The organism is Spirosoma endophyticum, assembly GCF_900112365.1.
Taxonomy (GTDB): domain Bacteria; phylum Bacteroidota; class Bacteroidia; order Cytophagales; family Spirosomataceae; genus Spirosoma; species Spirosoma endophyticum.
On the sequence record NZ_FOLQ01000035.1, the window covers coordinates 1 to 22,071 of the forward strand.

Genomic DNA, 22,071 nt, shown 5'->3' on the forward strand with positions numbered 1-22,071 from the left:
TAACCGTTCTTGTTTCAAAGCTGCTTCGGTATCAGCTAGTTTTTGTTTGAGCGCTTGGACTTCATCCGTGATGGGCTTTTTCATGACAAAACGGGGAAAGCGGGCGGGCTTAAACCACCACACAAGTTGGTAGCGTTGGTAGGTTCGATTCCATTGATTGAGTAAGGTACGAGAAATCCCAAGTTCGGTCAAGACCTGCTGTTCAGTGACCATCTGTAAGCGTAGGCGCTCAATGATTCGCCGTCGAAATACGGCGGTTTTGTACTTTTGCTGGCTTGGAGCCAATTTGTTCTCGGTCATAACTTTACACGGTTGGTGTCAAGCTATTTCAGAGGAATACAGGTTGTTGCATAACAACGATTATGTTATGTGAAAAAACCATCTGACACTATATTGAAGATGATTTTTGTAAGTTGGAAAAACACAATTCTATACTCGATTATTTCGAGCCAAATTTGTTAAGTATAACTTATTTGTTATAAATAAACTCTTGTATAATTGGGCCTTGTGACGCAGTAGTATAATTTACTTTACTTGGGTATCCGTCTGGCCTGTATTCATAATTATATGAGGTTTTTAGACCACTGCCAAAACTCGATTCCTCCAGTACTATGTTATTAGTATTAGTTGCTCGGTCATCCGTCGGATCGCCAGTAGTATAATAAGGATTTTTTCGTTGATCAAAGTGGTAGATGGTCGTGGAATTCTGATCCGTTTGAACTAGCCGCACGTATTTGGTTTTAATAGCATTCCCTTGCTGGTCACGAACATACAGTGTATAGTCGCCACTTAAACCGTGTGGGTTTGGTTGTTCAATCCAGACAAGTTGGCCTGATGAATTGAAACCGAAGCGGTATTCCTGAGGGTAGTTAGTATTATTATTATTAGGGCCTCTTTGCGTTGTCTTAACTAGTTCAGCGCCCGAGCTTGTAGTAGTAAACGTGGTGGAAGCATTCAACACTACATCATTATTGGAGGGATAACCTTCACCGCTAATGGCGTTTTTATTAGGCCAATATTCCATTCGAATTGTGCCGGTTGGTTGGTAGCTAAATCGAGTAGACTCATAAATGTGTCCGTCATTATAGTATGTTTTCTTTTCAATTAATCGATCTTGAGCATCATAAAGGTACTCAGTACTCAATCGCCCATTAAACAAAATGCTTTGTAAGCGAAGCTGACCAGTGCGCTTAGGCGAAAGCCCATAAGGTGCTTGACGAATAGTATTAACGTCTCCGAATTGTGGTCTGTCAACTAAAGATGGATCATTAGTCGATAATTTCTGAGGAATGGTGGCTAAAACGGCTGTTACAATTGGATTGGCTTGAGGATCGTCTTGACCACGATTGCAAGCTAGAAGCAAGACGACTGGAATTAGTCCTATGAGTGTCTTTTTCATAGTTCATTTTTTGTTGTATGTTAAACTCAGCGAGACCGTCCCCGGTCCCGCTGGTCTTCAAAACCGTGCGTGCGGTAGAGTGGGTGGCCAGCGAGTTATTTGATTTGCCAATTTGAATCAGACACTTTTCCAACCACCCCTCTCCGAACCCTGCATGACTCTTTCGATGTCACAAGGCTCTCCAGTAGACTTTCGCAAGGATCGACCATCATATTCGCCTTGATGGATTTTATGATGACAATCTTGACAGACAGCTAGACTTTTCCGTTTTCTCATCGCCATTTCCCGTTTCCATGCGGGTACTTCACGACCCCCTTTGATTTGCATGTCGGACAGTTTACGCACATGATGCATTTCAACTGGGCCATCATGACCACACAGTTCACAGTGATTGGCAAGTAGACGTTCGACAACCTCACTTCGTTTACTCCATATTCTAACCTCTCGATTTTCATCTAGTTGAGCCCACTTATTCCACACCAAGGGGACGGCCCCAAAGTGAGTTTCAAGTGGTTTCTTCCCAGCACGTTGAACGACGACTTGTAGCACTTTGTAGCGCCCTTCAGCTAGCGTTAGTGTCGTACTATATTTTCGGTAAATCCGGCTACACGTGGTTTTGTATTTTTTAGCTAACGTTTTAACTAAGGATACTTCCATCGTGTATTTTAGGGCGCTCAGGGTATGAAGGTTATAGGCCATGCGATAGTACTGAACCAACCCTTTGTATTCCAGTTGATATTGGCTGATAATACTGTAAGGTTCATCATGGACCCGTTCAACACGGTGGATTGGTTTGCCTGTCTTCATATACCGAGCGCTACCTGATTTGACTACCTTTTCGGGCACGCGCAAGCCGATGCTGCCGTTAATGCTTCGCTGACCATCGGTATGTTTGGTGTCGTAGTGTAAGCCATGAACTTCATAGCCAAGAAAGTTGGCTTTTTCGGTTCGGGCATGCGTGATGAGCGTCTTCTCTGCACTTAAGACTAAGTGCAGTTCGTCTTGTAGATACGTAGCAATCTTGGTCTTGATGGCCAGCGCATCTACTTTGTTGCCAATCACGCCGACTAACCAATCATCAGCGTAACGAACATACCATACCCGTTTAAAGGTAGGGTCGTTAGGAAGCCGCGAAGGAATTTGCTGGGCTTGACGGTTGTACCATTTTGCCCTGGCTAATTGCCCTTCTGTTTTGGCTTTCCAAGCTTGCCGGGTGAGTTTGGCATAGACTGGATTTACCGTTCGTCGGGTTCCTTTATGAAACGAAGGAATGACGGTTTGTTCGATAAATTTATCCAGTTTATCCAAGACCAAGTTACTTAATATTGGCCCGACAATCGATCCTTGGGGAACGCCACTATGCGTTCGATGGTAGGTCCATTTTTCTAGATAGCCTGCCTGAAGCAGTCGTTTAATTAGGGCAATGAACCGGTTGTCCTGAAAGTCCTTTTCTAGGATAGTTAACAGGGTTGTATGATCAATGCGATCAAAACAGCCTTTGATATCCCCTTCTATAAACCATTTAGTGCCATGCCCTTTTTGGGTGATGGCTCGAAGTGCCGTGTGACATCCCCGGCCGGGTCGGAACCCATGAGAGGCTTCGCTAAAGCGGGGTTCATAGTACGCTTCCAGAATTAATCGGATCACTTCCTGTAACAACTTGTCACTAAAGACGGGCAAACCTAATGGGCGCATCTGGCCATTCTTTTTGGGAATGTAGGTTCGTCGAACGGGAGTCCATCTAAACCGTTCGTATCGAAGGGATTCGATCAGGTTATGAATTTTCTCTATTGACAGTCCATCTACCGTTTCGGTTGTTACACCTTGCGTCATCGCACCGTCATTTCGATAAAGTTTGGAATACGCTAGTAAATATAGTTCAGGTTGATACAGAGTCCGATAGACAGCCTCTACCGGTAAGCCTCGCTTTCCGCGCTCACGTATGATGTTTAATAGTATTGTGGCTTTTCGCATCGTGCGTACCTCCTATATTAATCCATCGGTCTACCTGTTCCCCTTTGCCCTGTAGATGGGTTACATCCGCCCTGGTGAGCCGTTACCCTCACGACTACTACGGGAACTCCGTGGCCTTAGAGGTCGCCCTCCGTAGGCCATCCCATGTTCCGTCACCTAAGAACGTTCTAGATCGAAGTAGGTCATCGACTCATTGTCTTCAATGCTTTCATTAAGCATCGGCTCGTAGTCAAAGCGTAACAAGATAAAAAGCCGATATCTTGCCTACTACGAGTATCGGTGTACAGACGTGCTACCGATAGATGTGCGGACCATCCCTGACAATTCGATTTCAACCAATCCAGGTTTAACCTTATCGATCAGACCTTGCAAGACCACCCTTTACACGTCTTCACGAGTTCCTTGCTTTACTGCCATGCTGTTGTCCCCTCCTCCTTTCGGACTCAGGTAAGGCATTGGTCTGGACGTCAGTTGCTTTGAACGTCCTCCACCTTTGGTGGAAATTCTTAAGTGCGTGACATGGCGCACTGTTTTCACGCACACGGCTCCTCAGTGAGGTGGTAGTTGTCACCTACATCCGGTTGGGTACCCCTAAGTTCAGGGTATTTCGCCAGACTTTGACTATGTGCGTTTGCCGCTCAAAGAACCTTCGTTCTTACAGTCCATCATCAGGGTTGCCCCTGTGATTTTAGCCATATACACTGCTACTAACGCCTAGTCACTCCAACTCACCGTGCCTACGTCAGCCTATCCCACCCATTACAGTGGGCCTTTGCTTCTTAGGCAATCCCACCCTGAACTGGCTTGCGGTTGGCACCTACTTGGCCGTTTATAGCGACCCAGAGCCGGTAAAGGGTTACTCCGTTCCAAGTATTCGTACTGGAGACCTTAGGATGATGCTATCTGCCGGGTTTATCGGGAATGCATACTGGTCGCGCACTTATCGCCAGCCCCTTATCCTTGCCTTTTGGCCACAGCCCATGAACCCACGTTGGCTGTTCCATAATAACGACAGTTTTACACACATCTTCGCTTTCCCTATCCATAGTCTCATGCTCGACGGGGATTCCAGATTGGGTTCCTAGTTACCGCCTTTTCACCCCGCTTTACGGATTGATGACCAGTCGCTACCGTAGGGGCGATGCTGTTACTCCTGCATCTAGAGAGAGGGACTCACACCCTCACGAATACTCAGTTGTCAAAGGGGTTTCCCCGCTTTGCCACCCGTCCCTGATCTCGCAATCATTTAGGGTGAACGAATCGCACAAATGGCGTTATGTTAAGCTAAACCATACTTGTCATGTAATTCCTACTCTTTGATGGTAAGCTGAACAAGTTTCGAATCGTCTATTTTTTGGGTTTGCCCTTGTTTTGTTTGTAGCTCTACATCCTCAAACTGAATCATTAATCGGTCACCTACCTTAGCCTCTTTGAACAAATTAGCTATTGAAGCCTTGCCTGGCCAATTAATAGCGCAGATTTTTTTAGTATCTCGTGCCAGAGTAAGAGTAGCTTTTTGAATCAATACGTCAGGTTTTAGTTGAGAATCTTGTTGTAGGTCTTTTTGAGTACGTTGGCCTGTCAATTCGATTGTTTTGGTACTTGCAGGAATACCTTGACTAAGATCTAAGGCCTTGCCATCCGCTATTATTGTTACGTCATAATTAGCGGTTTGAGCTAAACAAGAACCTGAAACGGCTATTACAGTTACCATTACCAACAGAAAGAAAAGGAATGAAGAGCGCATTTGATTGAGTGTTTAAGTGAAAACCTATTTATGGAACGAAGCCAATCGACAATTCTTTCACAGCAGTCTAGCTTTAGAGCTAGAGGTTTGGTTAATGGCTAAAATGCTTCTAATCAGGGTTGATTTATGTTGTATAATCTACAATATGTAAAGTAATACAATTTGTAAGACAAAATGGACGTCTGTCTTACAGCCTGTAAGACAAACTTTTGCCACTTTGTACCTATCTTAAATTAGAATGTAATCTGGTTTTCTAGCTGATCCGCTCCTGACGTAGATAGTCTCTGATTTCGTCATCCTCTTCGTCTAGTAGGCGTTGTTGAATGCTTAGATACCGGGTTTTATGGCCTGAAAAGGGCTCGCTGGTCATAAATTCCTCCAGCCATTGACTGAAATCGATTAACTCGACTTGCTGATGGGAGTAAATGAAATACTCGGTGAAACCAGCTTAAGCCAGATTTGACCATTCATATTTGGGTAGGGGTTGAATGGGATGGCCAAAGAATTTATCCAGTACATACGTATTGGCACAGAAGGTCTGCCAGATTTTCGCTTTGGCCAAGTCTAGTTTGCCCCCTTTGTAGAGCAGCACCGCCCATTCAAATAGAAAGTCTGGAAAGCCCATGTCATCCGGAAACGTTTTGGCAAACCAGCGGGTATACGCTAATCCTCCTTTGTAATCCTGTAACTGGAGATAATAGCGGGTGGGTAAATAACGCACCCCTCGGGAGTCATCATAGCCGCCAAATTTTCGTTTTTCGGCGGCCAAGACTCGTTTGATGTCGACTATTTTTTTGAGTAGCCGTTGGGCTTGTTTGTGCGTCATGGGCGAGGCCGGGCTTGATGAAAAGTCAGGCCCGAATATACACAGAATGTCCTGATTGGATTCGGGCCATTCAGGCATTACCCGGTCGGCAAAAGCGATCGACGATCCAAGAGCTGATCTTGAAATAATGATATTTTTGATGTAGAAAAGATTTTTTGTAATTAACTGCACGTTCGTAGAAAAATACAATCAATTGTATAGAATAGCTTGGGCTAGTAAGTCAATGTTACCTTGAGTTTGGGTGAGCGCGCATTGGGTGTACTAGGGACTTTATTACTCATTATGCTTTTCAGATTGGATTAAACGGGCTTGGCATCCTAAAGAGGTTGTTCGAGCCAAAGAAACTTGATTTAAATCGAATTGACTAGCAGGCACCGATCGTGGAACATGTTCCACGATCGGTGCCTGCTAGTCAATTCGTAGTCCCTTATAAAAAGGTGCTTTTAATAACTATATAATTAGTTACTCGTGATAAGATTCAATTATCACGAGTAATGCTATTTTTGTCAAAACATGCACTTCTGGAGCGAATTTTCCCGAAGTGGTAGGTCCTCAGTTTTTTCAACTCATGCCTCAACTCGATACGAATCTCCAGGACTTGTCGATTGTACCGGCCCAGGCGCAAGGCCTGTCGCTGCGGGTCGATGAACAGATCCACCAGGAAGCTAGGGAATATCTGCGGGCAGGGCTGCAAGGCTCCGCCAACTCGCACCGAGCGTTTGTGGCGGACCTCAAGCAGTACTCTGCCTGGTGTCAGCAGAATGGGTATGAACCAACACCCTTGTCGCCGGTTGCCCTGGTCGAATATGTAACCTTCCTAGGACGCACGCGGTCCTTTTTCACCATTCAGCGCCACCTAGCCAGCCTGGCCAAGCTTCACCGACAGAACAAGGTCGACTCGCCCACCACCGACGAGCAGTTCAAGGTCTTCATGAAAGGCTTTAAACTCAAAAAGACCGTGCGCCAGAAACAGGCCCCTGACTTTTCCCTTAAGCAGTTTCGTCAGGCGCTGGATGCGCTGCCCCATACCCCAACTGGTTTACGAAACCGGGCCATTCTGCTGCTGGGCTTTACGGGGGCCTTCCGGCGTAGTGAATTAGCCCAATTGAATGTGAATCATATCTTGATTGATGAAACCGGTATGGTCATCCGGTTGGACCGCTCCAAAACCAATCAATTTGGAGAAGTCGAGGAAAAGGCGGTTTCGTATGCTAGCGAAGCGGAGTATTGCCCCATCGGAGCCATTGCTGACTGGCTGGCCGTTGTCGGTCGAGAGGAAGGTCCTTTATTTGTCCGAATTCGGAAAGGGGAACGAGTCACGGGGGAGCGCCTGTCGGACGAGTGGGTTAATCTATTAGTCCAGCGGCAATTAGGGGAGCCCTATACGGCCCACTCCCTGAGGGCCAGTTTTGTCACCATTGCCAAGGCCAATGGAGCGGATGATTTAGAAGTAATGAATCAAACTAAACACCGTACCACCACCATGATCCAGCGCTATGACCGACGGCGTAATATCCGCAAGCACAATGCCTCGGGTAAGCTGGGGCTTTAGGTACGATCTGTGTCGGTAGGGAACTAGTCAGGTACGTGCAACGATTCATTTTAGAACGTAGCATAACCGGTTAATGAAGGTGAAATTGACGCCCGTGATTGGATAAATAAGCCCATTTACGCCTGGCAAAGCCAACGGCAAACAATTAACTAATTAACAAGTAAATTTATTTACTTGTTAATTAGTTAATTGTTTGCCGTTGATCTTTCTATATATCTCACAATCAGTCTTTTTGCTGAACATTATTTTAGGGGGTTTAGCAAAGCCAAATGACAATTGAGTTAAAAATCGGCTAACTTTTTCGTCAAACGGTATACTCTATTTTCGGCTGTGGGCACCCGTTGAGCCGACGAATTAATGACACGATTACCCCCATTGTGAGCGGTGTTTAAGCCTTTACTGTATACCAAGAATGTAGTATGTTTGAGCGCGTAAAGCAAGCAAGGTATGGTCTATTACGATGTTCAGTTTCTGACACCGGTACTAGGGGAGTGGATCTTGGTAAAGGAGTTTGATGAATCAACCGGAGCCCTGTTGCCCGTAGCTGATTCAGCCGAGCAACTGAGCTTGGTAGAAGCGGAGACACGGCTATTATTGCTCACCAAGAAGTATCCGTTTCTAACGTTCCGTATGTCTTAACCCCCTGAATGACTGGACAAAATTGCAAAAACAGTTTAGTCCTTTTACATTCAGATACCATGAGCAAAGCAAGGCGGAGTGTTACTCCCGAAGACCGCTATTCCATCGTCCAGGAAGCCATCCGGGACGGCCATGCCGAGATTTCTCGCAAGTACAACCTGTCGCCTTCGTTGCTGCGTAAGTGGCGATTGAAGTATTTGAGCAAAGGCAAAGAAGGCCTGAAGGACTCCTACTCACGTGTCGATCCCCAATTGCGAGCACTCGAAGAAGAAAATGAACGCCTGAAGCGGATTGTGGCAAAACAGGCTTTGGAACTGGAGATCAAGAGTGAGCTACTAAAAAAAACTCCTATTCACGCCAGGAGAAGCTAGCACTCATGAAGCAGTTTGAAAATCAAGTAAGTCGTACCCTGTTATGCCAGTGGCTCAGCGTGCCACGGAGCGTGTCCTATTATCAACCTCAATCAGGTAGGCCTGGAGCACGGCCCAGCCAGATGACTATGAAACTGGATGGATCATGGGTTGACAATCAACTGGTAGTGAGCAGTATTCGGCAATTGCTGGATGTTGAGTTCAATGCCCTTGGCTACGAATACATCTCCTACGAGTTGAAAAAAGAGTACTTCATCAATAAGAAAAAGGTGTATCGACTCATGAAGGAGCATAATTTACTTCTAGGCAAAGTGATCCGGCCAACAGGCAAGCGGGAATTTGTTAAATTCCGACGGATTGAAGCGACCAAGCCTTTGGAATACCTGTGACGGTGCGCCGTTGCGATGGGATATCAAAATGGCGAAATTACTATCTGTTGAGTGTCATTGATGTGTATAGCCGTAAAATTCTGGACTGGCTGTTTCAAAGCAGTATTCGTCAAATCGACTTAATCAATCTTTTTCGACGAATAAACCGGAGCCACGAACTGAAAGGGGTCATTTTGCGCAATGACAATGGCAGTCAATTCATCGCTCATTCAGTGCGTAGCTTTTTGAAGAGCACCGAAATCAAGCAGGAATTCACACACGTAGCCACTCCTGAAGAGAACTCGTATATTGAAGCATTTCACAGTATTCTGGAACATGATGTCATCGAGCGAAATGAGTTTGCCAGCTATTACGAAGCCAAAGCAATGCTAGGCCGCTATTTTCCCATTACAACCAGCATCGGTTACGCCGTTCGATTGGCTTCGTAACACCCCATCAAAAATGGGAAGAAGCACAGGTAGTTTACGACACAACCTTTTCAGAAAATTTGTCTAGTTAATAGGGGGCTAAGACAAAAAAGCCTCCCTAGTTTTAAGCTAGTGAGGCTGAAGACGCATAACAGATCTAAAACGTGGATTGGCTTGTTTTATTGTATAATCTGAAATAGGAAAGGCTTTATTTAGCACTTTCTTGCGGTTATTTATCTATTGGTTGCCAGATGACACTATTTCAACGGACGTTTGTAATAGGCCATAAGAATATAGGGTCTAACCAAACAAATAAGGCGAAATTCTGACTTGTATTTAATTGGTTTAAATCCAACACTTGATTTACCGATAATAGTCAAATTCTAAGGGGTATGATATGTCTTATAAACTCAGCAAATGGATGAGAATTTGCGTTTGATTAGTGAGATGGCAATTTGAGAAAGTAGCCATTTTCTGTGAACATCATTACTCGCCTTGGAAGGCTGTCTTAGAAAAACGGGCGTTTCTTGTTGTTCATAAAATAAGGCTCAGGTCTGAACGGATATTTACGCTGGCTTTATAGACGAAAATGGGTTCTAGCTCGTTTTGGTCTTGATTAAGCTCCTTATACCAATGAGTATTCATATAAAGCCTATTATCTGCTATATACTCGCTCTATTCACAACGCTGGGGTGCTCGGCGGATAAGCTAAACTTACCTGAACCTGCTGAATTGGTTGTTGGTAATTATGAGGCCATTGATCCTGGTGCGCTCCTGACACTGAAAGGGGATAGGATCACCCTGACTGTTAAGCGGGTAACGGCGGAGCTAGTCGATATCAAAATGCAGGCTTTTCTCAACAATCAGCTGGTGGATAGTATACGGCATGAAAGGGCGAATGTTGTGCTGAATGTTGCCCAGACTAGTGTAAAAACAGGGTGCGTGAGTCCTTTCGTTAAGCTGGCATCATCCGGTCAGCTTGAAGAGTTAAGGTCGAATTGCAGTGAGCAGGGTATTCTTACCTATACGTATGGTTATATCCCTGCTGGTCAACAAGCCGCAGCTTTGATAAATGTAAAATTCAAAAGCTTGTAGTGGATCAATACGCTCCTACCTGAGACGAAGCAGATTTCGTTTAAATAGGGTGCTCAACTAGAAGGATTATAAGCGTTGGCCAAAACCTAGGTATTGCCAATTATCGATTGCGTTCGCAAAAAGGTACAGATTATGCCTTGAAAAGCAAAAGCATCTTCACTATTTCAAGATTACTTCTTTGACTTTAATGCGGAACAGGCCACCCCTGAACTGAGCCGTCTCTGGCATACCATTCTCTAGCCGATTATAGACAGTCATATCTTCTCTAAAGGAAAGATTAAAGCGCCCTTCTACTACACCGGTTGCCTGATCGATCTTGGTAACCCTGATCCAATTAGGCTTTGCTCCTTTGTCGATATAGCGTTTCGCTAAGCCACCGGAATTACCCACATACGAGAGGTTTGCTTGTTCATTTTTGATAGGGCTACGTTTAGTTAGCTGGGCAAGAGTAGTGCGCCCTTTTTTGAAGGGAATGTTATAAATCATTAAGATCTGGGTCCGGGTACACTCCCCGTTAACGCAGCCCGTAGTCGTGTTAGGATTTGGCTCACTGCCCATGCCTGGATAATCAATATCGGTATAGACCAGCAGGTTCAACTGTCGGCCATCGTCGGGCCGTTGTGATGATCCCTTGAAACATAAGAGTTCCCCGGTACCGTACCACGTAGAATCGTTGAGTTTACTGGTCACATTGAATTGGCTGTTAGCGGAGAGTCTAGGCTGTCTGGCGCATCCAGCACCGATCAGCAGGAAGAATACACAGTAATAGCTGGTCTTCATAGTGGCTTTCTGTGATATTAGAAGATGCCTACGACTTGAAACTACCTATTTAGTTATTGTTTCAGGTTAGCTATACAATTGTTAAAAACTCTGTAAATCGTTATCCAGTGCGTGTTTTGCAAAGACGCTCCCGTTCCCGTCTGAGACAAAGGGAATTGCTGTTGCCTTGGCTTACTTCGACCACAGGCGGGGATCAATCACCACAGGCGGGGATCAATCACCAAAGGCTTCTCGTCAATTACCCGTATGGAGCCATAGCCATTATGGGCCGGATGCAGTAAGTAGTTAATTCCTGATGGCATCACCGAGGAGGGCACACCCAAAGCCAACACATCCGGCTTGGCGAGCCAATCGGCGAGAAGATGCTGACTCCGGTGGTAGGTGTTCTCCTGCCAGTAAGGCGGTAGGGCAACCGCGTCCACGACTCGCTGGCTATCCGGGGGTAACTCCAGACTGAACAACCGGTAAGCGGGGAGCTCATCGTAGGGTACTTGGGGCATGTGTACCAGGATCTCTACTAAAGCTAAAGCGGGATGCTCAGCCGTATAGAGGATGCCAACACCCGGTGGATTCCAACGACCCCCATTGAGCCACGTACCAGTTACATCCAAGGGACGGTCGGCATACTTCTGCCGCACTACGCGATAAACAATGGCCATAACTTATCCAAAGATACCATGGTCGATGCGGCCCAACACACGGTCGACTAACGTATAGCCAGTGACGGTATCCAGGGCTTGTAAGGGGGTTTGGTAGTCCAACTCCCGTAAGGGTGAGCGTAGCCAGCCAAGGACGGTTTTGCTACGTTCCTCGAAGGTATCCAAAGCGTGCAGGAGCAGGTTCTCCAGCAGCAGCAGCCGCTCGGAGGCATCCTGACTAATGCGCTGATCAATCTTCAGCCGGTGCAGATAAGAAGCCGATAAGCCCAGGGCCGCCGCCACTTCCTTATCGGTTAAGCCGACCAAACCGGCCACGCGGTCGGCCTCGGCGCGGAGCACACCTTGTCGACTACGGGCAATGATCTCCTGCTCGGTCAAGAGCCGGGGCAGTAAGGATGGGTTGGAGGCTATAATCGGCAATGCAAGGGCCATGGCAATGAAGTTTTCGATTAAGATAACTACAAAAGTTCACTCCATCAAGTTCCTCATTCTGTTTGATGTCGTCTCTGTGTTTAGCCTAATAGGGTAAGCTGATGGAGTATAATAGTATGTGTCTTTGTTAGAACGATATAAGCATGTGAATCTGTACCACAAAATGGGCGTTTGAAGAGATGCTTTCATAACAGTTATTCTGGGCCTAATAAAAGAAAACAAACGTCTATATCTTAAGCTTATTTATTCCCGCTTTCAACGGGTACGTTTTCCCTTTCCAGATGAAGATACCGGTTGTTTTCGGGGGGAGATTGATTTCCGTCTGAAGCTTATGCTGGTCTTGTTTGTAGTTGACTGACAACATACCGTTCGGATGGGGTATCTCGCCAATGATGTTGTTGATCGAGCCCAAATGAGGGGTAATTTTCACTTTGGCGAAGCCCGGCGCATCACTGTCAATGCCCAGTACAGTGCGAAAGAACTCGATATTCGGGCTTGACCCCCAGGCATGGCAGTCAGAGCGGGACGTATTGACGTCGGAGGTTTCAGCCCAGGTCGTCAGGCCAAGGGCCACGTTTTCGCGCCACTTTCCCAACCAATTTTGGTAGTCATTGCCTAGTCCCGCTTTGACCAAGGCCTGATGCAGGTAGTATTTAAAATAAATGGAGGCCGGGGCTAAGCTGCTATCAGCAAGCAGCTGTTTACCCATTGTAGCCGCTTCATTGCCGGTCGATACACCAGTCAGGATGGCCAGCGCATTAGCGTGCTGCGAGAAAACGTCCTTTTCCGGACGGTCCGCAAACAGCTTCCGACTGGCCGACCAATATTTAGTCTGGAGCGTGTTTTTAAGTTGGTCCGCGTATTGCGTATAAATTATAGCATACTCTTTCATGCCGATTTTGCTTTCCAGGTCAGCGGCCATCTGATAGGCCCACAAGAGTTGTAAATCCAACACCGCCGATGAACCATCGGCTCCCCTGGGGGCTATTCCTAAACTCCAGCCTTTCGCCGTGACCCAGTCCGTAAACAACCAGTTTGGCGTATCTTTTAAGGAACCATCGGCCTGCTGATAGACTCGAAAGTAATTCAGGATCTGACGTGTGCCGGGCAGCTTATTTTTAATAAACTGGCTGTCTTTTCCGTACATCCAGTAGTCATGTAGCATACCAATGTACCATAATGAGAACATGGGGATGTACTGGGGCGAGTAGGAGGGATGGCGGCTTAGGGTAATACCTTCGGGTTGCCGCGATTCATCCATCTGATTCAGCGCATTGCGAAGCAGCCGGTCGTCACCACTAGTATAGAGTGAAACCAGCGCCTGTATTCGGGCATCACCGATGTACTGCAACTGCTCGTAGTAAGGGCAATCCATGTACGTTTCGACGGCACACAAACGGGCCGTTCGCCAGCCAATGTCGAGCACATTCTTCATCTCCGAATTATCCGTCTCCAGCTTCGCCATCCGTTGAAAGGGGTAGCCGGTAAACGTACTGTACAGGTCATCAATAACCAGGGGCTCGGTCTTGGTCGTTACCCGCAGTTGCATGTAGCGATAGGTACGAAAGTTGAGTGGGGTAAACACCTGCCCCTCACTGCCGTTCGAAATCAGGCTGTCTTTGCGACCAATAAATGTTTTGCCCTCAACTTCGTTCCGGTTTCCTTTGCTGGGGAACTTGGTAAAGAGCGCTTCAGCATATCCCAGGGAAATAGTACCGTCTTTACCCCTGCTAAACCGAAGTGTCGGATAGGCATTGGTCAGAACTGTTTGGTCCAGTAGCAACGTAGCCACCGTATTAGCCGGAATGGTTAGGGCTGTCTTCGTTGCCGGGAAGGAAGCCGGTACGGTGATCCCCTCCGCTTTTCGTAGCTGTACGAATCGTTGTGGGGAAAGCTCCATGGGTGGAAGCCCCGAGGGAATCAGCATCCAGCCATTGGGCACGCCAGTGCCCCCAACCCCATTTTTAGGCGTGCCCGAAAACAGGGGTCGGGCCGTTTTCCAGCCTAAATCAGAATAGGTAGCCGTTTCCCAGCCGTTCAGGTTGGCTTTCCGTGCCATCAGTTCACCCGGTCCTGCCACGTAATACGCCATGGGAGGGATGCGCGTTGGCAGCGGCCTATAGCTACTGTCACGAATGCAGCGCCAGCTACTGTTGGTATTTAGGAGCTGCTCCGCATCCGCATTACCCTGGAGAATGAATCCGGTGCGTAGCGAAATCTGGGCTTCGGGTCGCATCTCACCCTCGTTCCATACCTGGGTTGCAATGGTATTTTTTCCAGCTTGTAAATAAGGGGCCAGGTCAACCGTTTCAAACTTCCAATGGGTCAAATCACCCCGGGACGGCCCCAGCGATACAAGGGTTGAGTTGACCAGTAACTTATAGCGGTTATCGGCCGAAACGTGGACCACGAACGTAGCAGGCTTGGTCGGCAACTCGATCACTTTCCGAAACAGATAAACCCCGTAACCCGTCGCGGACTCGTCGGGCACCGTTATCCAGTAGGCTCGCCAGGGTTTACTCAGTATAACGGGTTCGATGGGCTGGGCCTGCGCCGAAAATCGGCAAAATAGAAAGAGAAAGAGAAGATCGTATCGCATGGTGGCTATTTTTCTAAAATCCGAACGGGTCCGACGAGTCCAGCTGCCATTAGCTGATCAGTCTTGTTCTTAAACTCGCTATACCGTTTATCACCCTGTTTAGCCTTGCCAATAAAGCCATTCAACTGAGTTGGGGTAACCCGCACCTCGATTTGATTGGTGCCAGCCTGCAAATAGGGTGTAATATCCAACTGGTAGGGAGCATAAATCCGTTTACCAGCAGCCTCTCCATTTACCTTTACCTCTGCTGTGAAATACACCTTTCCTAAATCCAGAAAATAGTGAGTGGTTGACTTTTTATTTTCTAAGGTGAACGAAGTCTTATAAACACCATCACCGGATAAAAACTGGAAGGCATCACGGGTTCGCCAGTCAAACAACGAACTCGATTTGATCGATACGCTGTCGGTTTGAATATCCCAATCATCTAGCTGGCTTACTTCCCTAGCTCCAGCGGCTAGTAGGGGTGGGGCAGCCAGCACAGCAGCAGGAACCGTCTTTTTGGTGGTTGCGTACAGGATAACCGAGCCATAGGGTGCCAGGCGATACGTGATGGTAGAATTGGTATTCGGGATTATAGCGCCTGTTTCGGGATTCAGCCAGTAGCTACCCACATAATTAGTAGCCAGTATCATGGAAATGGTTTGCCACTCATTACTCTTGTTCCAGATAAACTCAAGCCGGCTACCATCCACCATTTCTCGTTCTGCTTTGCGGGTAAACGAAAACTGACTCTGAAACCGCACAGGTTGAGCGAGGCCATTGATCCAACTTGCCAACTCACCTTCATGTTGAATAAACCGGCTGTTTTTGGCTTTCAAGGCAACAGCAAAACTTTGCGCGGTTTTTTTATCGTTTTCCTGCCAATTGAGGAATGATGGTTGCTTAGTCGGTAAAACCCCCGAGGCCAGCATACGCATGCCTTTTTTAGCTAGGTCGTTTATTTTCTCAGCCGTTTTTAGCCCAATGATCGAATCATTGGCAACGATCAGGGCTTGAAAGGTATTGCCCCGAATGCTAATACGACCCTCTTTGGTGAGACTGGCTTCCTGTAGGGACGCATCATTCACCCAGGCCCAGCTAATGCCCCCCGCTTCTAATTGGTTGATGAGCGGATACACCCCCTTGGCCCAGGCAGCCTTTGCCGGGCTGGTGTCGTCCTTCGTCTTTGGCAAGGGCCCATCCACCTCCTTCAGATGCCCTTTCGTAAGGATCTCTTCCGGATTATCCGGCATGCCTTCCACATCGAGGAAAGGGAAATATAGCAGCACATCGGCCCGTGGTTTTCCCGACCGCAGGGCATATTGAATCCGGCTCACGTACTCGTTAATCGCTTTTTGGTCTTTCCAGAAAACATTTCCCTCGCCCAGGTTGGCTGAAAAATTAATGCTACCCAGGAAGGGGGATGCGAAGGGATACCAGCCTTCCGGGCCGAGGGTCTCCGGCTTGTAGCGGTAGGGCACACCGTGGTAAATAATTTGGTTAACACCGACAGCAAACAGCTTGTCGACGGCTAATTTTATCTTTTGCGGGGTAGTCGTATATGCCCGTCCGTTAAAGACAGCCGACTCGGCCGTGACGATAGGCCGGTTGTATAGCAGAGCTCCCGAGGTCATAATTTTCAAATCGGCTTCCGGCCCCAGCATGCTTTCGGTTTCCGGGATGGAGGCCAGTCCCGCCATGGCTATCATGTCCATGTGTAACCCGTATCCCTGCGTGCGAAACAGCAGGCCCCTTTGTTCCGCCCAGGTCCGGCTGGTGTTGAAAAAGTGTTCGCCTACTAGCTCGCCCACAGTAATATCATAATCGTAGCGTAACCGCCAGTCCTGGTCCGAGAATGAGAAATCCGGCTTAGCATTCGGCCGCATGAACGCCACATAATTGTATCCTTTCTGCATGTTGGCCGGCAGATACGGGGTGAGGTCATAACCCCGCTTGGTTTTGAACCACTCCAGTAAGTCAAGCGAGTAATGCCGGTTGGCTTTAAACTCGTAGCTATCACTGAAAACCGCCCGCATGGGGTTGCCAAAGTAGGGAGCCAGCCCAGTTCGCTCCCCAAAAAGATGATTATAAAGTTTAAGGACCTTTTGCGTGTTTAGATGGTCAACTACCGGTCCTGATTTAGGTGTAGCCGCCAGGCTGGGTTGTTCCCCACTAGGAACGGCCCAAAAGGCGATAACTCGCCAGGCACCTTCAGGAAATGAATAGGTTAGTATACCATTTCGACTTGACGAAGTGATCACCTTGGTGGAGGCTGACTCCAACGCAATGGTCCCCTCGCCACCCGTTGTTTTCGGCCCCGTTTTAGCGATAATCACGGCTTGTAGTTGGGGGACCGACCTGGTTCTATTTTTACTGGAGACAAGCTGCGGCAGCGGAAACGACAACGCGTTGCCACCCGTCACCGTCGTATCACTAAACTCCAGCGACAGAAAGCCATCTTCAGGTTGTAAAATGGGGGCACTCGGTGGCCACCCACTCCCGTTGGTCACGTCGACAATCAGGTTACGCCTGCGGGCCTCTTCCAACACCGTTCTCAGATTCGCATAGTAATCCGGGGTGTCCCAACTCGTTACTTTCGCTTTTTCGGCTTCAGGTAGCGGGGGAAGAGAAATAGCCAGCGGCTGAACTTCCACCCCGGCAAACCCATGATCGGCAAACAGGTTAATTTCCCGTTTTAATTCGTCTTTGGTGACGTAGTTACCGGGCCACCACCAGCGGGCCATAGGCCCAAATGAGGGCGCTGGCTTTTGAAACAGGCCCGGATTAAAGTCGTACCGTGGGAACCAGGCCGAGGTCTTTGGCGGAGCGGGTTTGTTTTGAGCCCCCACCAACAGGCTGGCTAAAGACAAACAAATACTGGCTAGGATGGCTTTCATAGGAAGGGCAACGTCAAGGGTTGGTTGTTCACTGAAACGATCAGGCTATCACGGATTACTTTTTGGGGACTGCTCTTGGCCCCGCCTCTATACAGTGGCTACACTTATTTATCAACTCGGAAATAGTCGAAGTCAGCAAACCCCTTGCTGGCCCGGCTGGTGGGATTAATACAAAAAATGCCCACCTTCGATCCAATCCAGGTTCCCCGTTCAGCTTTGTAGTTCGATCCTAGCTCCTGGTAGCGATCCCCATCCAGACTATAGGTGTAGACACACGTCCCGTTCTCGTTGACCCGAACCCGAAACCATACGACTTGGGCATCGGTCTTCAGGCTAGCAGCTTCGACAGGCGGGTAGAGTTTATCCCAGCCTTTTCGTCGCTGCTGATAAATGACGATTCGATTGTTGGCTTTCCCCTTTTCCAAGCAGATAAACGAACCATTGACTACCGCCAACCCCGCCCGTTCGCCTGCTTCGTCAGCATGCAACTCCAGTTTCGTCGTGGCGGAAAAAGTTGGGGCCATAAATTTTTGCAGGAGTAAATTCCCGGCAACGGCAAAACTGCCACTATCGGTTGGAACGGACACCGCTGTCAACCGAATGGCTCCTTTTTTACCCGTTAAGGTATACCAGGCTTTGTTAGGAGCCGCCTGCCATTGCCATTGTAACCCTAAGGTAGTGCTCGAAAACTCATCCGACGTTTGTGGTACGGCAATGGGATAGGTTTTACCGACGTTCGGTTTTTTATACGTCAACACGGGCTCACCGGTGCCATCCCCATCTACATCGACGCCCATGACGGGCCAGCCATCTTTCCAGGAAGCTGGCTGCAAATGCACAATGCGGCCGTAGGAACCCTTATCCTGAAAATGAATAAACCACCATTCTCCGGTCTGCGTCGAAACGAGCCCACCTTGGTGTGGGCCGTTGATCGGCGTTTTCCCCTGACGCAACACGATTCTCTCTTCGTAGGGACCATAAATAGTCTTGGCGCGAAAAACCGCTTGCCAGCCGGTAGGAACGCCACCGGCTGGTGCTGAGAAATAATAGTAGCCCTCTCTTTTGTCAAGAAATTTAAAGCCTTCCAAGGATGGTTGCTTCGCTTTGTCTTCGTAAATTGTTGTTCCTTCGTCCAGCAGGGTTTTACCGTCAGTGGACATCTTGTGTAGAATAGCAGGGCCAGCACCTACCTTTCCCCGTAATAGATACGCCTGTCCATCCTCATCCCAAAACGGACAGGGGTCTTCCCAGCCTTTTACCGGCTTGACGAACGTTACCTCCCATTTCTTTCTGGGGTCTTTGGTCGAAGCCATGAAAAGACCATCCTCCGGGGTACAGAAATACACATAGTAGGTGCCGTTGTGAAACCGAATGGACGGTGCCCAGGCCCCCTGACCGTGTTGAGGTTCCTTGTAACGCTCCAGCGGCAGGGCCTGGTAAACATGATTGATTAAGGTCCAATTCACCAGGTCTTTTGAATGCAATACCGGAATACCCGGCTGACAGGTGAAACTACTGGCCACCATGTAGTAATCAGTACCTACCCGAATGACATCCGGGTCCGAATAGTCAGCATAAATAATGGGATTTTTAAACGTACCGTCTCCCTGATCCGGCACCCAAACCTGCGCGCTACTGAGCGTGGTATATAGCAGGCCTAGCAAAGTAAAAACGAGTTTAGTCATGGTTTTCATTTCATATTGATGCCCTGCCCTATGATTCAGCCAAAAGCTCCTTATTTTTCCTGACTGATCAAGCGGCTACTGATAAACGAATAAAACGGGTAAGGCCAGGCTTAGAGGTCGCTAATAAGCGGCTAATTAGACCGGGTTGTCAAATCGATTTGGGCGGCTTTCAATCCATTGGCTTCAGCCTTCAGGGTAATCGTTCCGGCACCACCGGTCGGTTGAACAATCACCAGGCCCCGACCATGAAACACCTTCTTTTGGGGTTTTTGAAAACTGGACACATCGGCTGGATTGCCATTACCTACTCCAGCAATCATTCCCTTTCCTGTAACGTGAAAGTTGATTGTCAAATCGTCTACATAGGGCACCACATTCCCTTTTGCATCGATGACGTCGACACTAATGTAGGACAAATCATTGCGATTGGCTTGGAGAGTTTGCCGGTCCGCCTTTAATCGAATACCTACGGGTTTACCTACAGTTTTGAGCGTATCGGCACCGGTTTCCTTACCTTCGGTATAACTTCGGGCAATCAAGGTTCCGGGTTGGTAAGGAACCTCGAAACTGGCGGTGATGGATTTGGGGGATAGCGTTTGCTCTCCCACGACCTTTCCGTTCAGTTCGAGAGTTACTTTCTGAGCCCTTGAATACACGTATACCGGCATTTTTTTTCCTTCCGCACCCGGAAAGCTCCAACTCTTTAATTGATCGGGAAAGTTGTAAAAAAAGTTTTCTTCCTTGTAACCGTTCGGAACGGGTGTATGCACGAGTACTTCCACGGCACTACGCTTCCAGACCACATCTAAATAATAGCTGTTTACTTTCTTATTGCCAATCAGATCCAACTCGCCCGTATAGGCATTAAAAATCGGCCAGGCAGGATTTAGAAACAGACTGGAGCCTCCTCCGCCTAACATACTTCCCCCCGTGTTTTTCTGACCGTTCTGTTTGACTAATCTCGGTGCGCCAAGACCGGCTTCTCCCAAGTAATCCATGGCCGTCCAGCTAAAGGTCCCAATAACGTAGGGTAGGGTTTCAACCTTTAGCCAATTCTCCAGGCCCTTCGGGGGGAAATACTCCGAGGCATACATCACCCGGCTAGGATACTTCTCGTGATCAGATTCGTATTTGGAATCGGCATAGTTGTAGCCCCCTACGTCCACATTGGCAAAGGAGGGTGCTGTATCTTCCCACTTTTTACCCTTGTTAAAATACGTGATAAACAGCGGTATGGCCATGGTAACGGGCCGGGTAGCATCCAGGCGACGTACCGCATCGGAAAGCTGTTTGCCGATGGCATAGCCCGTTGAATCGGCCGACTCGGTGATTTCGTTGCCAATGCTCCACATAATGATGGACGGATGATTACGGTCGCGCTGGACCATGGATTCCAGATCACGTTGCCACCAGTCTTTAAAATACAGGTGATAATCCTGGGGCGTTTTGGGCTTTACCCACATATCGAACGCTTCATCAATCACCAGCATACCCAGCTGGTCACAGGCATCCAGCAATCCGGGTGAAGGCGGATTATGGCTCATGCGAACGGCATTGTACCCTTGCTGTTTGAGCAGTTCGATTTTACGTTCCTCCGCCCGGTCGATGGCGGCTGCACCCAATGGCCCATTGTCATGGTGAATACACCCTCCTTTCAGCTTGATGGATTTGCCATTCAGGCTAAACCCATTTTGGGCATCAAAACGGATGGTACGAATACCAAAGGTCGTCGTCTTCTCATCAACCCGTTGACTACCCTGGATGATCTGCACCGTTACCCGGTATAAGGCAGGCTTATCCACCGACCAAAGCACCGGATTGGCCACCGTAAGGCGTTGCGTCAGGGAGGTAAGACTGTCCGCAGTAATGACTGTTTTGTCCGTTCCAGCCAGTTTACCAGCAGGACTGTAGACCCGGGTCAGTACGGTAACGGGAGCTTTGCCCGGCTTATTTCGTAGCGTGGTCGCAATCGACACTGTTGCCTGCTGCTCAGAAACTTCTGGCGTAGTGACATAGGTGCCCATCAGGTCAATGTGAAGCGGGTTGAGCGTAGTTAGCCAGACATGGCGGTAAATCCCTGAACCTGAATACCAGCGACTGTTTACCCCTTCATTTTTTACCCGAACGGCAATAACGTTGGCCTTTCCCGGCGGTAGTAGATAAGGCGTCAAATCATAGGAAAAGGAAGTGTACCCACTCGGATGATTACCCAGGAGGTTCCCGTTGAGCCATACATCCGCATTCATGTACACCCCGTCAAAGGTGATATACGTTTGCTTTCCAGCGGAGCGCTTATCCAGCACAAAATGCTTCCGGTACCAGCCCGTACCCCCAACCAAAAAGCCCCCATCCCGTCCGGCTATGGCTCCCTTCGAAAATGGGCCAACGATACTGTCTGGAGTTTGAACCGGTAAATCTTCAATACTCCAATCGTGGGGCAGATGAAGCGTTCGCCAACTCTCATCCCTATACGTTGTCTTATCCGCTCCCGTAAGATTCTCTTTTTTAAAGAGCCAATCCGCATCGAATGACACAGCGCGGGAATCCTGGGCAAATGTACCTGAGGAGAAAAGCAGGCACCATAGAATGAGCCCAATAAAATGACCCAGTAACTTATAAGGACTTTGCATAAACAAGA

The 22,071-nt window shown here is 48.1% G+C and carries 18 protein-coding genes; 6 read left to right on the forward strand and 12 right to left on the reverse strand.

The genetic code is table 11. The features are described from left to right. The 5 genes from BM202_RS33605 to BM202_RS33625 form a co-directional block, all read right to left on the reverse strand. Positions 1 to 300: hypothetical protein (locus BM202_RS33605; RefSeq protein ID WP_093834519.1), on the reverse strand; the 300-nt coding region annotated here is incomplete at its 3' end. Positions 301 to 469: 169 nt separating this feature from the next. Next, on the reverse strand, positions 470 to 1,399 hold the full coding sequence (locus BM202_RS33610; RefSeq protein WP_093834521.1) for a hypothetical protein: 930 nt from the start codon (positions 1,397 to 1,399) through the stop codon (positions 470 to 472). A gap of 117 nt (positions 1,400 to 1,516) precedes the next feature. Continuing rightward, positions 1,517 to 3,373, reverse strand: a complete 1,857-nt coding sequence (locus BM202_RS33615; protein WP_093834523.1) for a reverse transcriptase/maturase family protein — start codon at positions 3,371 to 3,373, stop codon at positions 1,517 to 1,519. A 1,309-nt stretch (positions 3,374 to 4,682) separates the two neighbouring features. Next, positions 4,683 to 5,120, reverse strand: a complete 438-nt coding sequence (locus BM202_RS33620; RefSeq protein ID WP_093834525.1) for a hypothetical protein — start codon at positions 5,118 to 5,120, stop codon at positions 4,683 to 4,685. A gap of 448 nt (positions 5,121 to 5,568) precedes the next feature. Further along, entirely contained in the window at positions 5,569 to 6,117 is a 549-nt protein-coding gene (locus tag BM202_RS33625) for a hypothetical protein (RefSeq protein WP_245776917.1), read from the reverse strand. A gap of 397 nt (positions 6,118 to 6,514) precedes the next feature. Here BM202_RS33625 and BM202_RS33630 point away from each other — a divergent pair, with 397 nt between their 5' ends. From BM202_RS33630 to BM202_RS33650, 6 genes are all read left to right on the forward strand, one after another. Beyond that, on the forward strand, positions 6,515 to 7,498 hold the full coding sequence (locus BM202_RS33630) for a site-specific integrase (protein ID WP_093834527.1): 984 nt from the start codon (positions 6,515 to 6,517) through the stop codon (positions 7,496 to 7,498). Positions 7,499 to 7,945: 447 nt separating this feature from the next. Further along, on the forward strand, positions 7,946 to 8,137 hold the full coding sequence (locus BM202_RS33635; RefSeq protein ID WP_093834529.1) for a hypothetical protein: 192 nt from the start codon (positions 7,946 to 7,948) through the stop codon (positions 8,135 to 8,137). 59 nt (positions 8,138 to 8,196) lie between these two features. Continuing rightward, positions 8,197 to 8,508: a transposase gene (locus tag BM202_RS33640; protein ID WP_093834573.1), complete on the forward strand. Its 312-nt coding sequence runs from the start codon at positions 8,197 to 8,199 to the stop codon at positions 8,506 to 8,508. Between the two features lie 128 nt (positions 8,509 to 8,636). After that, positions 8,637 to 8,897: an IS3 family transposase gene (locus BM202_RS36910; RefSeq protein WP_177236793.1), complete on the forward strand. Its 261-nt coding sequence runs from the start codon at positions 8,637 to 8,639 to the stop codon at positions 8,895 to 8,897. Then, positions 8,894 to 9,325, forward strand: coding sequence for a DDE-type integrase/transposase/recombinase (locus tag BM202_RS36915; protein WP_177236794.1), 432 nt, complete (start codon positions 8,894 to 8,896; stop codon positions 9,323 to 9,325). The genes BM202_RS36910 and BM202_RS36915 overlap by 4 nt, the downstream gene beginning before the upstream one ends. A 612-nt stretch (positions 9,326 to 9,937) precedes the next feature. Beyond that, the gene (locus BM202_RS33650) at positions 9,938 to 10,399 is read left to right on the forward strand and encodes a hypothetical protein (protein ID WP_093834531.1); all 462 of its coding nucleotides are present in this window, start codon (positions 9,938 to 9,940) and stop codon (positions 10,397 to 10,399) included. A gap of 159 nt (positions 10,400 to 10,558) precedes the next feature. Here BM202_RS33650 and BM202_RS33655 read toward each other — a convergent pair whose 3' ends face one another. The 7 genes from BM202_RS33655 to BM202_RS33685 all read right to left on the reverse strand — a co-directional run bounded on the left by BM202_RS33655 (position 10,559) and on the right by BM202_RS33685 (position 22,063). Next, positions 10,559 to 11,179 carry a hypothetical protein gene (locus BM202_RS33655; protein WP_093834533.1) on the reverse strand — a complete coding sequence of 207 codons (621 nt, stop codon included), beginning with the start codon at positions 11,177 to 11,179 and terminating at the stop codon, positions 10,559 to 10,561. A gap of 197 nt (positions 11,180 to 11,376) precedes the next feature. Continuing rightward, positions 11,377 to 11,838 carry an RES family NAD+ phosphorylase gene (locus BM202_RS33660; RefSeq protein ID WP_093834535.1) on the reverse strand — a complete coding sequence of 154 codons (462 nt, stop codon included), beginning with the start codon at positions 11,836 to 11,838 and terminating at the stop codon, positions 11,377 to 11,379. A 3-nt stretch (positions 11,839 to 11,841) separates the two neighbouring features. Then, positions 11,842 to 12,270, reverse strand: coding sequence for an antitoxin Xre/MbcA/ParS toxin-binding domain-containing protein (locus BM202_RS33665; RefSeq protein WP_093834537.1), 429 nt, complete (start codon positions 12,268 to 12,270; stop codon positions 11,842 to 11,844). 226 nt (positions 12,271 to 12,496) lie between these two features. Next, the gene (locus BM202_RS33670; protein WP_093834539.1) at positions 12,497 to 14,869 is read right to left on the reverse strand and encodes an alpha-L-rhamnosidase-related protein; all 2,373 of its coding nucleotides are present in this window, start codon (positions 14,867 to 14,869) and stop codon (positions 12,497 to 12,499) included. 5 nt (positions 14,870 to 14,874) lie between these two features. Continuing rightward, positions 14,875 to 17,748: a glycosyl hydrolase gene (locus BM202_RS33675; RefSeq protein WP_093834541.1), complete on the reverse strand. Its 2,874-nt coding sequence runs from the start codon at positions 17,746 to 17,748 to the stop codon at positions 14,875 to 14,877. Positions 17,749 to 17,852: 104 nt separating this feature from the next. After that, positions 17,853 to 19,433 (reverse strand): glycoside hydrolase family 43 protein, encoded by a 1,581-nt coding sequence (locus BM202_RS33680; RefSeq protein ID WP_093834543.1) that lies wholly within the window; start codon positions 19,431 to 19,433, stop codon positions 17,853 to 17,855. Between the two features lie 131 nt (positions 19,434 to 19,564). Beyond that, complete coding sequence (locus BM202_RS33685) at positions 19,565 to 22,063, reverse strand: glycoside hydrolase family 2 TIM barrel-domain containing protein (RefSeq protein ID WP_093834545.1); 2,499 nt, start codon at positions 22,061 to 22,063, stop codon at positions 19,565 to 19,567. Positions 22,064 to 22,071: the final 8 nt, after the last annotated feature.

Excerpts from the sequence above, each read along its gene's own strand:
- BM202_RS33610 (WP_093834521.1), bottom strand. The coding sequence starts at position 1,399 with ATGAAAAAGACACTCATAGGACTAATTCCAGTCGTCTTGCTTCTAGCT.
- BM202_RS33615 (WP_093834523.1), bottom strand. The coding sequence starts at position 3,373 with ATGCGAAAAGCCACAATACTATTAAACATCATACGTGAGCGCGGAAAG.
- BM202_RS33620 (WP_093834525.1), bottom strand. The coding sequence starts at position 5,120 with ATGCGCTCTTCATTCCTTTTCTTTCTGTTGGTAATGGTAACTGTAATA.
- BM202_RS33630 (WP_093834527.1), top strand. The coding sequence starts at position 6,515 with ATGCCTCAACTCGATACGAATCTCCAGGACTTGTCGATTGTACCGGCC.
- BM202_RS33635 (WP_093834529.1), top strand. The coding sequence starts at position 7,946 with ATGGTCTATTACGATGTTCAGTTTCTGACACCGGTACTAGGGGAGTGG.
- BM202_RS33640 (WP_093834573.1), top strand. The coding sequence starts at position 8,197 with ATGAGCAAAGCAAGGCGGAGTGTTACTCCCGAAGACCGCTATTCCATC.
- BM202_RS36910 (WP_177236793.1), top strand. The coding sequence starts at position 8,637 with ATGAAACTGGATGGATCATGGGTTGACAATCAACTGGTAGTGAGCAGT.
- BM202_RS33650 (WP_093834531.1), top strand. The coding sequence starts at position 9,938 with ATGAGTATTCATATAAAGCCTATTATCTGCTATATACTCGCTCTATTC.
- BM202_RS33655 (WP_093834533.1), bottom strand. The coding sequence starts at position 11,179 with ATGAAGACCAGCTATTACTGTGTATTCTTCCTGCTGATCGGTGCTGGA.
- BM202_RS33660 (WP_093834535.1), bottom strand. The coding sequence starts at position 11,838 with ATGGCCATTGTTTATCGCGTAGTGCGGCAGAAGTATGCCGACCGTCCC.
- BM202_RS33665 (WP_093834537.1), bottom strand. The coding sequence starts at position 12,270 with ATGGCCCTTGCATTGCCGATTATAGCCTCCAACCCATCCTTACTGCCC.
- BM202_RS33670 (WP_093834539.1), bottom strand. The coding sequence starts at position 14,869 with ATGCGATACGATCTTCTCTTTCTCTTTCTATTTTGCCGATTTTCGGCG.
- BM202_RS33675 (WP_093834541.1), bottom strand. The coding sequence starts at position 17,748 with ATGAAAGCCATCCTAGCCAGTATTTGTTTGTCTTTAGCCAGCCTGTTG.
- BM202_RS33680 (WP_093834543.1), bottom strand. The coding sequence starts at position 19,433 with ATGACTAAACTCGTTTTTACTTTGCTAGGCCTGCTATATACCACGCTC.
- BM202_RS33685 (WP_093834545.1), bottom strand. The coding sequence starts at position 22,063 with ATGCAAAGTCCTTATAAGTTACTGGGTCATTTTATTGGGCTCATTCTA.